We start from the raw sequence: 13,815 nt of genomic DNA on the forward strand, positions 1-13,815 counted from the left end.
CTTTCCGGGGCTGACAGGGTGTATCGGCGCGACGAATTCTGCGCCCGAAGGGATATTCCATGCACGCCTATCGCAGCCACACCTGCGCCGCCTTGACCGCCGCCAATGTTGGAGAAACCGTTCGCCTGTCCGGTTGGGTGCATCGGGTTCGAGATCATGGGGGCGTGCTGTTCATCGATCTTCGCGACCATTTCGGCGTAACCCAGATCCTGTGCGACGGCGACAGCGCCGCCTTTGCCGAGCTTGAAAAGGTGCGGTCCGAATGGTGCATCCGCATCGACGGCACCGTCAAAGCCCGTGACCCGGACCTGGTGAACCCGAAACTGCCCACCGGCGAGATCGAGGTTTATGTACGCGAACTGGAAGTTCTGGGGGCCGCCGACGAATTGCCGCTGATGGTCTTTGGCGATCAGGAATACCCCGAGGAAACCCGCCTGCGCTATCGCTATCTGGACCTGCGCCGCGAGGCGATGCAGCGGAACATGACCCTGCGCTCGGACGTGGTTGCGTCCATGCGCAAACGGATGTGGGATCAGGGCTTTCGCGAGTATCAGACGCCGATCATCACCGCCTCGTCGCCCGAAGGCGCGCGCGACTTCCTGGTGCCTTCGCGCCTGCATCCGGGCAAATTCTATGCGTTGCCGCAAGCCCCGCAGCAGTTCAAGCAGCTGATCATGGTGTCGGGTTTCGACAAGTATTTCCAGATTGCACCCTGTTTCCGAGATGAAGATCCACGGGCAGACAGGTCGCCCACCGACTTCTACCAGTTGGATCTCGAGATGTCCTTTGTCGAGCAGCAGGACGTGTTCGACGTCATTCAACCTGTTCTGACCGGCGTGTTCGAAGAATTTGGCGGCGGTCGCAAGGTTGATCAGGACTGGCCGCAAATTTCCTACAAGGACGCGGCGCTGTGGTACGGCACCGACAAGCCGGACCTGCGGAACCCCATCAAGATGCAGGTGGTGTCCGAGCATTTCCGCGGTTCCGGTTTCGCGATCTTCGCCAAGCTGCTTGAACAGGAAGGCACCGAGATCCGCGCGATCCCCGCGCCGGGCGGCGGCAGCCGCAAGTTCTGCGACCGCATGAACGCCTTTGCCCAGAAAGAGGGTCTGCCGGGCATGGGCTATATCTTCTGGCGCGATCAAGGTGAGGGGATGGAGGCTGCGGGTCCGTTGGCCAAGAACATCGGCCCCGAGCGCACCGAGGCAATCCGTCAGCAACTGGGTCTGGGTGTCGGCGATGCAGCCTTCTTCCTGGGCGGTAAGCCAAAAGCCTTTGAAAAGGTTGCCGGTAAGGCGCGTGACGTGATCGGTGAGGAATTGAACCTGACCGAAAAAGACCGTTTTGCCTTTGCCTGGATCGTCGATTTCCCGATCTATGAGCAAGACGAGGAAACCGGCGCGATCGACTTCGAACACAACCCGTTCTCGATGCCGCAGGGCGGTATGGACGCGTTGCAGGGCAACCCGCTGGATGTGCGCGGCTACCAGTATGATCTGGCGTGCAACGGGTACGAGCTGGTTTCAGGCGCGATCCGGAACCACAAGCCGGAAATCATGCTGAAGGCCTTTGAACTGGCAGGCTATGGCGAGGATGAAGTAAAATCCCGCTTTGGTGCCCTGTTCAATGCCTTCCACTACGGCGCCCCGCCACACGGTGGATGCGCGGCTGGTATCGACCGGATCGTGATGCTGCTGGCAGATGAGGCCAATATCCGCGAAGTCATGATGTTCCCGATGAACCAGCGCGCCGAAGATCTGATGATGGACGCACCTTCGGACCCGACCTCGGATCAGTTGATGGAGCTGGGTCTTCGCATTATCCCTCAGGACCAGTAAAAAACCGCCCGCGTATCGCGGGCGGATTTTTCACGCAGGCAGCGTGTGTCAGTCCAGCGGGTCTTTCAGATCGGTTCGGTTGACGCGGATGGAACGCGCGGCCTGCCGTGTTTGGCGGTACAGCCAGATGCACAAAAGGGTTGCAGTGATGAAATACGCTGTCACCATTTCAAATTGCCTCTCGCTGTTCCAGTCGGTTCTGCACCATCCCGGCAACCTGCGCCGCCTGCGCCATGATCGGCGTCCCGTTCGCGCGTGAAAATGCCAGCTTTCGCGCTGCTTCCGCCAAGGGCCTGTCATTTGCCTCGCGCGCGACGCCGTGCAGGAACTGTGCGGCGTAGTCCAATGTACTGTGATCGTTGGGACCTGCGAGCACATCGGCGATATGGGCCATGTCGTCCTGATAAGCCAAAGGGTCCGGGCGAATGATTTCATCGCGTACGGCATGAAGCCCGCTGGGCCGCCGGTCCTCTGGCAGGCGTTCCAGAATGAATTTTTGAAAATGTGACATTGATTTTAGCGGCTTGGACAAAAACCCATCCGCGCCGGCCGCCAGAGCCATGTCTTCGCTGCCGTCATCGCCCGAAAGGCCCATGATGACACTGATACGGGGCGTGGCCTCGGCCAATTCGGCGATCAGTTCGGCGCCGGAACCGTCCGGCAGGCCCATATCGACCAGGATGACCGAAGGCCGATAGATCTGTAGGTGCCTTCGGGCCGATTTCAGGCAATCCGCACGGCGAATGCGCGCGCCGCTGTGTAGGCACATCAGGCGGATGGCATCGCAAGCGTACCGGCTGTCTTCGACAACCAATATGGTCTGACCCAGCAAGGGTCGAGTCGCGGTGGGCGCGGCGGTGGTGGTGGCAAGTAGGCCCGAATCGTCCATGGCAGCTCTCCTATGCAGCAGATGCTTCACGCTAGGAACTTCTGGCTAACACGACGTTAACGCGCGATTTGGCGCACTTGTCCTTTGGCGGATCAGCCCCCATAACCCATGCAACGCAGGACAGCAGGAGTGAGACATGATTGGACGTCTGAACCACGTCGCCATTGCCGTACCGGATCTTGAGGCGGCGTCCGAGCAATACCGCAACGCGTTGGGCGCCAAAGTCGGCGCGCCGCAGGACGAGCCGGATCATGGTGTCACGGTCGTGTTCATCGAACTGCCCAACACCAAGATCGAACTTCTGTATCCGCTGGGTGACGACAGCCCGATCAACGGGTTTTTGGAAAAGAACCCGGCCGGCGGCATCCACCATGTATGTTACGAGGTCGAGGATATCATCGCGGCCCGTGATCATCTGAAAGCGACCGGAGCCCGTGTTTTGGGATCAGGTGAGCCCAAGATCGGTGCGCATGGTAAACCGGTTCTGTTTCTGCACCCCAAGGATTTCAATGGCTGCCTGGTCGAGCTGGAGCAGGTATAATCCCCCAGCCCCGGAGGGCCTGAAATGACCATTACTGCCGCGCTGGTGTTGTTTGCCGTCATCTGGTTCATGACGTTGTTGGTGGTGCTGCCCATTCGCATCAAAACCCAGGGCGATCTGGGTGACATCGTTCCCGGCACGCATGCGGGCGCGCCGGAAGTGCATCACATGAAAAGAAAGATGTGGATCACCACCGGTATCTCTGTGGTTCTGTGGGCGATCATCGCTGGAATCATCCTGTCGGGCGTGATCTCGGTGCGGGATTTCGACTGGCTGAACCAGTTGGAGCCAAGGTAATCCCCGTCAGGCCTTTTGGCCTGACAAGGCATGATAGATATGGGTGAACGTGGCGGCCCCGATGATCGGGATCACCAGGTTCACCAGCGGCACTGAAAGCGGAATGGCCATCAATGTGCCCGCCACCCAGATCGTCGTTGAATGTTTGGCCCGCAGCTTGCGCGCGCCATCGCGCCCGATCCTTCGCATCGCGGCAAGGGTAAAGTATTCACGCCCCAGCAAAAATCCGTTCATCGCCCAGAAGATGAAAGGCGCAAGCGGGGTGAAAATCGCATAGAGGATCAGCGCCAGCAGGTTTGCCACAATCAGAACGCCAAGGAAGCTGAGACCGTCCATAAGCGCCTCTGAGGCCGGGATGCGCCGTGCGGGCGGCAACGCCGGAAAATGCTTGTCCTCAACCGCCTGTGCCACCTCGTCCAGAAAGATCGAGGTGATGGCCGACGCGACCGGCACCATCAGAAAAACGGGCAGGATCAGAACGAGCACGATACCGGAATAGTTCAGAACGTCGTTCAGCCACGGCACAGCTCCCACAAACGGCAGTGAGATTTCGCTGCCGGACAGCCAGTTGATCAACCAGATCGCACCTGCACAGGCCAGAACCAGCAGCAGAATGGTCAGGCCCACGCCGCGCAGCAATACGGCGCGAAACCTGGAGTCTCCGGTCTGGCCGAGTGCGCTGAAAAAGGCGTTCAGAATGATCATTCCGTAATCCACTCTGTCAAAGCGGCAACGTTGGGCCGGGGGCGTTCCGGCGGAGTCGCTCCCTCGGTGGCGATATGGATCAAACCGGCCACGCGTTCGTTTTCGGCAAGCCCGAAAGCATCGACACAGAATTCGCGATCATGTGTTTGCCAGCCCGACAGCCAATTGGCGCCCCAGCCCGCTGCCAGCGCGGCATTCAGCAGCGCCAGACAGACCGCGCCAGCAGAGTAGGATTGTTCGATGGCCGGAATCTTATCGGATTGTTTGCGAACCTCGATGACCGCGACGGTCAGATGCCCCATATCGAACTGGCTGCGCGCCTTGGCGATATCTTCCGGGCTTTTGTTCAGCCTTTGTCCACAGACCTCGGTCAGGGTCGCCAGGCGTGGCATGGCGCCCTTTTCCAGAACGATAAATCGCCAGGGCTCCAGTTTGCCGTGATCGGGGCTGCGGGCTGCGGCCGTCAGCAACGGCAGCAACTCTTCCCGGGTTGGGGCCGGAGCAACCAGTGTCTTGGCCGGCCGGGACCGGCGCGACTGCAAAAACTCCAGAGCGGCGGGGTTTTTCAGGGACATATGTTAACTTCCTTTACATCGGGACTCTGTATCTTGGTCGGTATTCTGCCCGTTTCAAGGGCACGCCAATGGATTGCGTGGATCAATTTCATTACGACGTGCTTCGTGCAAGACTTTGAGAAAAAAAGAGGAGACAATGGCGAAACCCAAACTGCGCGATCTGCCGGATCTCAGCGCGATGGCGCAGGCCGGGGCCGTTTTCAAACTGAAGGTGACGCCCAAGGCGGCCCGCGATCGGGTGAGCGTCGAAGACGGTCAGATCAAGGTATCAGTTACGGCCCCGCCGGAAAACGGCAAGGCCAACAGGGCCGTGCAGTTGCTGCTTGCAGAATGTCTTGGCGTCGCGCCCTCGACCCTGATGCTGAAGCAGGGGCAAGCCGCACGGATCAAGCTGTTTTCCTATGACCCCTGAGGTCCGGTTTCGCGAATTTGATAAACACCTTCGGGCAGATCCAGCGCGGCCGCCAGATCCCGCACCTGCTCGGGCGACAACGTGATCTTCTGTATTTGATCGGTGCGGGGATCAAGTTGTTCCAGCGTGACGCATTCCGCGAAATTGTTGATCACCACATCTTCCTGCAAAGGTTGTTCGCCTTCGTCCACAAGCGTAATGACCGTCGAGTCGAATTCATGCTCAATCGTAAACATGAGGCCAGAGTGCAAGCCGCCGGGGCGCAATGCAAGCCGTTCGTTGAACCGGCGGTGTGGTTTCGCCGGCACGGTCGTACTATGTTGAAATCACGGCCATTCGGTCTCAAAGGATATGACATGCACAGATGGTTTGTTTTTTTGCTGTCCCTGCTGCTTGCTGCATGTGGAGAGGGGGCCTTGCGCGTCCAACCCGCCGAGGAATGGCGGGGGGATGAGCCAGAGGCCGAACCGATGGTGCAAACCTTCCGAGAGGTCAGTCGGGCCGTTGGGGCGGAAGCCCGCAGACAGTGTCTGAAACAGACGACCGGGCAGAATTGCGACTTTCGGATTCTTGTCGACTTGAACCCTCAGGCTTCGGTCAATGCATTCCAGACGCTGGATGAGAACAAGCAGCCGGTGATCATTTTCACCCGCTCGATGATCGAATCCACCCAGAACGCGGATGAACTGGCGTTTGTCATGGGGCATGAAGCAGCCCACCACGTGTTGGGGCACATCGCCAGGCAGAGTGAAATCGCCAGCGCCAGCGCGGCTGAGTTCGGGCGGGTGGCAGAGTTGCGCGGCGGGGACGCCGCCGCCATTGAAGAGGCGCAAAAGCTGGGCGCGCAGGTCGGCGTTCAGGCTTATGTGAAAGACTTTGAGCTGGAGGCAGACCAGTTGGGAACCATCATCACGTATAATGCGGGATACAATCCGTTGGTCGGGGCAAGGTTCTTTGATCGCATCCCGGATCCCGGTGACAGGTTTTTGGGAACCCACCCACCAAATGCACAACGTGTGCAGATCGTGCGGGAAACAGCAGAGCAATTGGGTTTGTCCCAATGAGCCGACTCACATGCCTGGGTGTCGTCCTGACGGATCGCGGCTCGAAATACGCGGTGTCTGGGGCGCAGGTCACGACGCGGGCTGAAATCGACGCGGTTCTGAACGATTTGAAATCCGACAAGAGCTATGCCAAGGCCACGCACAACACCTGGGCTGCGACTTTGCCGACCGGCGCGTTGAAAGCTGACGACGGGGAAAGCGGCGCGGGCATGGTGATCCTTCGGATGATCGAACGCGCCGGGCTGAAAAATCACTTAATAGTCGTGACGCGCTGGTATGGGGGCAAGAAATTGGGCGGGGACCGCTTTCGCCGCGTTCAGGATGCCACGAGGGCCTATCTGGATCACATCGGCGTCCAATCTTGACCTGAGTCAATGTTTGCCTTCGCGGATGCGCTACCCTTTGGACACGGCGTGAAAGCGAAAGGAAACAGCATGCCCACACACGAGACCCTTCGGCTGCATGCCGGATTGGTGGACGATATGGCCAGAATGCTGGACATTGATCTTGAGGAAGCCGCCATTGATGGTTCCGTTTCCGTGGACCAGATCTCTGATGCTGTTTTGCGCTGTACCGACTGCCCGAACCCGGATCACTGCAAAAGTTTGCTGAACGATCCCGGATCTGCTCGGCGTACGCCCGAATACTGCCGAAATCAGGAATTGCTTCACAATCTCCTGCCTTGACACAAAGGTCTGCCATGACACATCTGGGCGAAATCATGACCCATCTGCGCTTGGTGTTGCGTATGGGGCAAGCAACCGGAACCGACTTGGCCGCGGCCTATCGGAAAGGTCATCTGAAACAGGAAGAATGGGCTGAAATCGTGCAGCAGTGTCGCGGCTGTTCCTGGGCCAAGGACTGCCCGGAATGGTTGGAACGGCGTGAGCAGGTTGAACAGGCGCCGTCGACATGCCCGAATCGCAAATACTTTGCAGCCCTCAAAACCAAGCAGGTGGAGAACGCTTGATGTCTCAGGTCGCGTTAGGGGAAATCGAAAAGCACTTTTGGCTTACACGCTCGGTTTCACGCTGCATGGGCATTTCAATGACCGAAGCGATGGCCGAAGGACGTCTTTCACCCGAAAAATACGCCGAGCTTGTCACACGGTGCCGCGCTGCCGGATGTGATGTGCAATGCGAGTTTTGGCTTGCCCGGCAACAGGGCACAGCGACCACTGCCCCGGATTTTTGCCCCAATGCCGAGATACTGAATGGGTTGAAAACCTGATCAAAGCCCGTTGTGCGTTCCGTCGCACAAAGGGGGTTTCGAACTGTGTTTGCAGCCACAAAAGAAGACCTTTTTGCTGCTTTCCGCAGTATATCTCACAGGCTCTAGCCCGGTGCCTTTGTGCGATCCGTCGCAAAACGGCTGGCGGCTGGATTTGCCGCAGGCGCACCAGAAATAGGTTTTCCCTTCGACGACCTCGACCGGTAATGGCGATTTCTGGGCAACAATGGGCGCGTTTGACATATGGCTTCTCCGTCTTTGGCTGAATTCGCTGCAACAGTTTAGGGCGCCGGAGTCAGAAGAATAGGTTTTACGCCTCAAAGAACATCATTGCGCCATTTGATTGGCATGGATTCGCTGTGACTCACGAAGACGTGATCGATTCAGTTGCCAGATTGTCGTTCAGCCCGTATTCTTAACTTGGCCCCGAAAAGCTGGGCAATATCAGAAAAGTAATAAAGGATTGACGGACATGAAACTGAAACTCGCTGCCGTTGGCGCATTTGCACTGATCCTGACTGCCTGTGCGCAGCAGGAAGAACCGACACCTGTTTACGTTCAGCCCAGCTATGACAAAGCCGGCACACCCAGCTGTCCGGGTGGTTATCAATTGGCCACAACCGAGGCTGGCCAGACGGTCTGTGACCCAATCACTCAGTAAGCCATTCGCAGGCGGCCCGGACCTGGACCGCCTGTACGCTTTCGGGAAAAACCGTCACCAGTTGTGGCGGTTTTTTCTTGCCTGCGATTTCGCGGCTATCGGACAGGTTGCGTTCTTCGCGTTGCGTGAACCCTGTTTAGTGCCTTTTGAAGCCGTAGGTATGCTTGAACTTGAATGACTTGAATTTCTGTCGTTTGACCGACCTGTAGGGGATATGCCCGAGGACACGCCGTTTGGGAGCGGTGTATCGATAAACAGGGGCCGGCTTTTTGATATGCGCCTTGGGCCGCTTGACATGTGACTTGGCCTTCGGGGCCACGTAATACCGGTTTATCTTGTGACGGCCGTTTTTTGTGAAAGCTTAGATGTTTGCCGCCAACCGTAATGAATCCGGCAGAGCCGACCTGTGTAGGCTGGGCGTACCCGGGAGTGGCCACGAAATGCGCGGCCATCAGGAAAACCACGCAATTCAGGCCAAGCTTGAAGATACGAGACATGAAAACCTCCATGATTGGCTTTCAGTCCAAGATCGGGTCTGACCGCGTGTTCGGCCAATAAACTCGGTTCACGCTTTGCCCATATGCCGTGTGCTCGACGCGGTGTCGGACCTTAGACAGGCTTGCCCCACAAATCGTATTCTCCGGCCTCGTCCACTTCGACCGTGACGATGTCACCGGGCTTGAGGTTTTCGAACCCCTCATCGATGAACAGGTTGCCGTCGATCTCGGGCGCGTCTGCTTTGGTGCGGCAGGTGGCGGCCTCGTCATCGACCTCGTCCACGATCACCTCAAGCGTCTGTCCGACCTTTGCCCGCAACTTGGCCTCCGAGATCGCCTGTGCCTTTTCCATGAAGCGATCCCAGCGCTCCTGCTTGATTTCTGCCGGGACGTGATCGGGCAGGTCATTTGACCGCGCGCCATCGACGTTTTCATATTGAAAACACCCGACACGTTCCAACTGCGCCTCGTCCATCCAATCCAGCAGGGTCTGGAATTCCGACTCCGTCTCACCCGGATAGCCGACGATAAAGGTCGACCGCAGGGTGATATCCGGGCAGATCGCGCGCCAGGCCTTGATTTCATCCAGCGTTCTGGCCGACGCGGCCGGGCGGGCCATGCGTTTCAGCACATCCGGGTGGGCGTGTTGAAACGGGATATCCAGATAAGGCAGCACGTTGCACCCGGCATCCGCCATCAGCGGAATCAGGTCCCGCACATGCGGGTAGGGATAAACGTAATGCAGGCGAACCCAGGCATCGAGCTGCCCCAGCTCGCGCGCCAGATCGGTGATATGGCTGCGCACTTCACCATCTTTCCACGGGTTGATGTCGTATTTCCGGTCCAGCCCATAGGCCGAGGTGTCCTGCGAAATCACCAGCAGCTCACGCACGCCATTTTGCACCAGCTTTTCCGCCTCGCGCAGAACCCCATACGCCGGGCGGCTGGCCAGCTTTCCGCGCATGTCGGGGATGATGCAGAACTTGCACTTGTGGTTGCAGCCCTCGGAAATTTTCAGATAGCTGTAATGGCGCGGCGTCAACTGCACGCTGCTGGCGGGCAACAGATCCACGAACGGATCAGGATCGGGGGGCACGGCGGCATGCACCGCATCCAGCACCTGCTCGTATTGGTGTGGGCCGGTGACAGCCATGATGCGGGGGTGATGTTCGCGAATGTAATCCGGCTCGGCCCCCAGACAGCCGGTCACAATGACCTTGCCGTTTTCCACCAGCGCCTCTCCGATCGCGTCCAGCGATTCCGCCTTGGCGCTGTCGAGGAATCCGCAGGTGTTCACAATGACGGCATCGGCTCCGGTATAATCCGGCGAAATGCCGTATCCTTCGGCACGCAACCGGGTCAGAATGCGTTCACTGTCGACCAACGCCTTCGGGCAGCCCAACGACACCATGCCGATGGTTGGCTGGTTCGATTGGGGTGTCTCGGTGATCCGGGCAGAAGGTGCCAGGTCGGGGCGGAGGTTCGGCGGGTTTGTCGTCATGCGCGGCATATAGTCGGGAAAGCTTGCCCTTGCAAATGTGATGCGTGATTTGAATGATCACGGCAATGACAAGCCAAAAGGCGGAGAGCAGAATATGAAATGGCTGATGCGCATCCTGTTTATCGTTGTCGCCGTGATCGCGTTGATCATTGGCGCACTGTTGCTGATGCCGGGGGAAAAGCTTGCCGCGATTCTGGCCGAGCAGGTCAAGGCCCAGACCGGGCGTGATCTGACGCTGACCGGTGATGTGCGCATTTCCTTCTGGCCGGTGGTCGGGATGGAAACCGGGCCGGTGCGTTTCGGCAACGCAAGCTGGGCCGGACCGGAGCCGATGCTCAGCGCGGATAGCCTGGCCGTCGGAGTGGACGCTGCCGGGCTGTTGAATGGGGATCTGCGGATCAAACGAGTTTTTGCAGACAATCCCGTGTTGCGGTTGGAACGATCAGATGGGCGCGGCAATTGGGAGTTGAGCGCCCCGACAACCGCGACAACTGCGGTCGCGACCGGGGGCACCACACCCGCTGAGCCCTCGGGGCAGGTCACGCTGGATCAGCTGGAGCTGACAAATGCACGGCTGATTTACGTGGAAAATGGTTCGACGCAGATGGATTTCTCGGGCGTGACGCTATCTGCAAGCTGGCCCGAGGTGGCGGCCCCGTTGGTGATGGAGGCCGCCATGCCAGTGCCTGGAGGGGCGGTTCAGGTTGACCTGAAAATCCCGGACTTACCGGCATTTGCCGCCGGGTCAGTGACTGATCTGGAACTGGCTTTGACGGCCCCGGGCGGAGAGATCGGATTTGACGGGCGCGTCAATCTTGCGGGTGAAATGGATGGAACCACCAAGGTCGTAACGCGGAACACGGAAAGGATGCTTGCCGCCTTCGGTCAGGCTGGCACATCCGTACCGCCGGGATTGGGTAAGACCGCCGACATTTCAGCGCATATGACGTATACGCAGGACGGGCGGATTTCCATGCGGAACATGGTTGCGCAATTGGATGACAACCGGTTCGTGGGCGAGGCGGATATCACCATTTCGGAACCGCCGCGTATCGTGGCCCGTCTGGAAGCCGGTGATTTGGATCTGTCGCGGATTTCCGAAACCGCTTCTGCCTCAGGCGGCACGTCTCAGGCAAACGCTCCTGCACCTGAGGGGTGGTCGAAGGACCCTATCGACGCGTCTGCTCTGGCATTGGCGAACGGTAAGATCCGCCTGACGGCGAACTCGATCGCCGTGCCCGGGATGACGTTCGGCAAAAGCGATCTGACCCTGTCGCTGGATCGGTCGCGGGCCGTTCTGGAAATGCACCCGGCCACGCTGTTTGCGGGTCAGTTGCACGGTCAGGTGGTGGCCAACAACCGCAACGGCCTGTCGGTCGGCGGCAACGTGACCGCCACCGGGATCGATCTGAAACAGGCACTGACCACGATGGCCGGGGTCAAACGCCTGTCGGGAACCGCTGCGGGAGCGTTTGAGTTTCTGGGCGTCGGCCAGTCCGAGGATCAGATCATGCGGTCCCTCAGCGGCAAAGGAAACCTGGATGTCGGTCCCGGAGTGATTTCCGGGCTCGATCTGGACCGATTGATGGGGCAGGGCACCGGATCAGGCGGAACCACCGTGTTCAACAGCCTGACGGCCAGTTTCGCCATCGACCAGGGCGTGTTGACGAACAACGATCTGCTCATGTCACTGAAGAATTTCCGCGCAGATGGCACTGGCACCGTGGATCTGGGGGCCCGCAACATCGACTATCTGTTCACGCCTGTGGCGCTGCGCGCCAATTCCGGGCAGGGGATATCGGTTCCCGTTCGCATCAAAGGCCCCTGGAGCGATCCGACGATCAAGCCGGACCTGACCAAGGTGATCGAGGCGGCCGCAGATGTGAAGGTCAAGGAACTGGAAGACGACGCAAAACAGAAGGTTCTTGAAAAGGTCGGCAACGAATTGGATACGACGATCACCGACAGTGATCAGATCGAAGACGCCATCAAGAATAAACTTGAAGAAGAGGCAAAAAAAGGTCTGCTCAAATTATTCGGCGGCGACTGAGCAACCATCGTGCTTGGGGCATCGGGATATGCCCCAAGCAGTTGTGTTCAGATGGTTTGGTCGTAATCGCCGACACCGGGCTCGGTTCGGATGACGGCGTCAATGTCCGCGAAGATGGCGCGCATCTCAGCCTCGCTTTCGCTGCTTTCACAGACGACGACCAGATTGGGGGTATTGGACGAAGCCCGCACCAGGCCCCAGCTTCCGTTGTCCAGAATCACGCGTGCGCCGTTCACCGTGACCACTTCTTTGATTGCGCGGCCAGCGAGTGTTTCGCCCGCATCTCCCTTGGCGACCAGCTTGTCGACCAGCCGCTGAAGGATTTCATATTTCTCGGTATCGGCGGCGTGTGGTGACATCGTGGGGGTGGACCAGGTCTTGGGCAGGGCCTTGCGCAGGTCCGACATGCTCTTGCCCGGGTTGCGGTCCATCAGTTTGCAGATTTCGACTGCGACACGCATTCCACAGTCGTATCCACGCCCGATCGGTTCGGCCAAAAAGTAGTGGCCTGATTTTTCGAACCCTGCCAGTGCCCCGATTTCCTTGACGCGGCGCTTCATGTGGCTGTGGCCGGTCTTCCAATAATCGGCTTTGACGCCCAGGGCCTGCAACTCGGGGTCGCTGGCAAACAGACCGGTGGATTTCACATCCGCAACAAAGGTCGATCCGGGGTGAAGCTTGGCCAGATCACGCGCCATGATCACGCCAACCTTGTCGGCAAAGATCTCCTCACCCTCATCATCGACGACGCCGCAGCGGTCTCCGTCACCGTCAAACCCAAGCGCCAGATCGGCTCCGCTGGATTTCACCGTGGCGGCCATGTCGTGCAGCATCTCCATGGCTTCCGGGTTCGGGTTGTAGTTGGGGAAGGTATAGTCCAGCCGGTTATGGCTGGGAACGACCTCAACCCCGATCCGTTCGAAAATCTCGGGCGCAAAGGCCGAAGCCGTGCCGTTGCCTGTTGCGCAGACCACTTTCAGCGGGCGGGACATTTTGAAATCGCCGACCAGGTCGTCGATATAGGCCTCTTTGACGCCATCGACGAACTCGTACGAGCCGCCTTCGCGCGCGACGCCCTCGCCGTTCAGAACGATGTCACGCAGTTCCGACATCTCATCCGGGCCATGGGTCAGCGGGCGGTCAAAACCCATTTTGACCCCGGTCCAGCCGTTCGGGTTGTGGCTGGCGGTGACCATGGCCACTGCGGGCACATCCAGATGGAACTGCGCAAAATAGGCCATGGGGCTGAGCGCAGGGCCGATGTCTTTGACACGGATACCAGCCTGCATCAGGCCCAGCATCAGGGCATTTTTGATCGCCAATGAATAGTCACGATAGTCGTTTCCGACTGCGATCACAGGCTCGATCCCGCGCCTGTGCATCTGTGTGCCAAGCCCCAGCCCAAGCGCGGTCATTCCGGGCAGGTTGATCTCTTCAGGATATTTCCAACGGGCATCGTATTCACGGAACCCGGTGGGCGTGATCATCGCGTCGCGCAGAAAGTTCCAGCTGTTGGGTGTTACCTCGGTGAGGGGTTTGATCATAAGAAATCTCA

Annotated in this window: 18 protein-coding genes; 11 read left to right on the top strand and 7 right to left on the bottom strand. The window is 58.7% G+C overall.

The window, feature by feature from the left end; translation table 11 throughout:
• Positions 1–59: 59 nt before the first annotated feature.
• The gene (gene aspS, locus GS620_RS09825) at positions 60–1,838 is read left to right on the top strand and encodes an aspartate--tRNA ligase (protein ID WP_171168880.1); all 1,779 of its coding nucleotides are present in this window, start codon (positions 60–62) and stop codon (positions 1,836–1,838) included.
• A 169-nt stretch (positions 1,839–2,007) separates the two neighbouring features.
• Here aspS and GS620_RS09830 read toward each other — a convergent pair whose 3' ends face one another.
• Positions 2,008–2,727, bottom strand: a complete 720-nt coding sequence (locus GS620_RS09830; protein ID WP_171615561.1) for a response regulator — start codon at positions 2,725–2,727, stop codon at positions 2,008–2,010.
• Positions 2,728–2,863: 136 nt separating this feature from the next.
• Between GS620_RS09830 and mce the strand changes: the two genes are divergently transcribed.
• Both mce and GS620_RS09840 read left to right on the top strand, forming a co-directional pair.
• Positions 2,864–3,268 (top strand): methylmalonyl-CoA epimerase, encoded by a 405-nt coding sequence (gene mce, locus GS620_RS09835; RefSeq protein ID WP_170346086.1) that lies wholly within the window; start codon positions 2,864–2,866, stop codon positions 3,266–3,268.
• Positions 3,269–3,292: 24 nt separating this feature from the next.
• Entirely contained in the window at positions 3,293–3,565 is a 273-nt protein-coding gene (locus GS620_RS09840; RefSeq protein ID WP_117867937.1) for a DUF1467 family protein, read from the top strand.
• A gap of 6 nt (positions 3,566–3,571) precedes the next feature.
• Here the strand turns inward: GS620_RS09840 and GS620_RS09845 are convergent, their stop codons facing one another.
• Positions 3,572–4,270 (bottom strand): EI24 domain-containing protein, encoded by a 699-nt coding sequence (locus GS620_RS09845; protein ID WP_171206244.1) that lies wholly within the window; start codon positions 4,268–4,270, stop codon positions 3,572–3,574.
• On the bottom strand, positions 4,267–4,845 hold the full coding sequence (locus GS620_RS09850; protein WP_171206243.1) for a nitroreductase family protein: 579 nt from the start codon (positions 4,843–4,845) through the stop codon (positions 4,267–4,269). The genes GS620_RS09845 and GS620_RS09850 overlap by 4 nt, the downstream gene beginning before the upstream one ends.
• Before the next feature lie 136 nt (positions 4,846–4,981).
• Here GS620_RS09850 and GS620_RS09855 point away from each other — a divergent pair, with 136 nt between their 5' ends.
• Positions 4,982–5,257, top strand: a complete 276-nt coding sequence (locus GS620_RS09855; protein ID WP_171168874.1) for a DUF167 domain-containing protein — start codon at positions 4,982–4,984, stop codon at positions 5,255–5,257.
• Here GS620_RS09855 and GS620_RS09860 read toward each other — a convergent pair.
• Positions 5,245–5,493 (bottom strand): hypothetical protein, encoded by a 249-nt coding sequence (locus GS620_RS09860; protein WP_170346090.1) that lies wholly within the window; start codon positions 5,491–5,493, stop codon positions 5,245–5,247. The genes GS620_RS09855 and GS620_RS09860 overlap by 13 nt on opposite strands.
• Before the next feature lie 120 nt (positions 5,494–5,613).
• Between GS620_RS09860 and GS620_RS09865 the strand changes: the two genes are divergently transcribed.
• The 5 genes from GS620_RS09865 to GS620_RS09885 all read left to right on the top strand — a co-directional run bounded on the left by GS620_RS09865 (position 5,614) and on the right by GS620_RS09885 (position 7,551).
• On the top strand, positions 5,614–6,321 hold the full coding sequence (locus GS620_RS09865; RefSeq protein WP_171118712.1) for a M48 family metallopeptidase: 708 nt from the start codon (positions 5,614–5,616) through the stop codon (positions 6,319–6,321).
• A complete protein-coding gene (locus GS620_RS09870; protein WP_152458953.1) occupies positions 6,318–6,686 on the top strand; it encodes a YigZ family protein in 369 nt (122 codons plus the stop codon). The genes GS620_RS09865 and GS620_RS09870 overlap by 4 nt, the downstream gene beginning before the upstream one ends.
• Positions 6,687–6,755: 69 nt before the next feature.
• A complete protein-coding gene (locus GS620_RS09875; protein ID WP_152458952.1) occupies positions 6,756–7,007 on the top strand; it encodes a DUF6455 family protein in 252 nt (83 codons plus the stop codon).
• Between the two features lie 14 nt (positions 7,008–7,021).
• A complete protein-coding gene (locus GS620_RS09880; RefSeq protein ID WP_152458951.1) occupies positions 7,022–7,291 on the top strand; it encodes a DUF6455 family protein in 270 nt (89 codons plus the stop codon).
• The gene (locus GS620_RS09885) at positions 7,291–7,551 is read left to right on the top strand and encodes a DUF6455 family protein (RefSeq protein ID WP_152458950.1); all 261 of its coding nucleotides are present in this window, start codon (positions 7,291–7,293) and stop codon (positions 7,549–7,551) included. The genes GS620_RS09880 and GS620_RS09885 overlap by 1 nt, the downstream gene beginning before the upstream one ends.
• On the opposite strand, the gene GS620_RS09890 is transcribed toward GS620_RS09885, so the two are convergent.
• Positions 7,552–7,794, bottom strand: a complete 243-nt coding sequence (locus GS620_RS09890) for a CDGSH iron-sulfur domain-containing protein (protein ID WP_171615563.1) — start codon at positions 7,792–7,794, stop codon at positions 7,552–7,554.
• Positions 7,795–8,023: 229 nt separating this feature from the next.
• Here GS620_RS09890 and GS620_RS09895 point away from each other — a divergent pair, with 229 nt between their 5' ends.
• Positions 8,024–8,212 (top strand): hypothetical protein, encoded by a 189-nt coding sequence (locus GS620_RS09895; RefSeq protein WP_050604769.1) that lies wholly within the window; start codon positions 8,024–8,026, stop codon positions 8,210–8,212.
• 609 nt (positions 8,213–8,821) lie between these two features.
• Here GS620_RS09895 and rimO read toward each other — a convergent pair.
• On the bottom strand, positions 8,822–10,210 hold the full coding sequence (gene rimO, locus GS620_RS09900; protein ID WP_171615565.1) for a 30S ribosomal protein S12 methylthiotransferase RimO: 1,389 nt from the start codon (positions 10,208–10,210) through the stop codon (positions 8,822–8,824).
• 40 nt (positions 10,211–10,250) lie between these two features.
• On the opposite strand from rimO, the gene GS620_RS09905 reads away from it, so the two are divergent.
• A complete protein-coding gene (locus GS620_RS09905) occupies positions 10,251–12,260 on the top strand; it encodes an AsmA family protein (protein WP_253283860.1) in 2,010 nt (669 codons plus the stop codon).
• A 47-nt stretch (positions 12,261–12,307) separates the two neighbouring features.
• On the opposite strand, the gene GS620_RS09910 is transcribed toward GS620_RS09905, so the two are convergent.
• Positions 12,308–13,804, bottom strand: a complete 1,497-nt coding sequence (locus tag GS620_RS09910; RefSeq protein WP_171615567.1) for a phosphomannomutase/phosphoglucomutase — start codon at positions 13,802–13,804, stop codon at positions 12,308–12,310.
• Positions 13,805–13,815: the final 11 nt, after the last annotated feature.

The sequence above is a fragment of the Ruegeria sp. HKCCD6428 genome (genome assembly GCF_013110595.1).
In the GTDB taxonomy this organism is placed as follows: Bacteria; Pseudomonadota; Alphaproteobacteria; order Rhodobacterales; family Rhodobacteraceae; genus Ruegeria.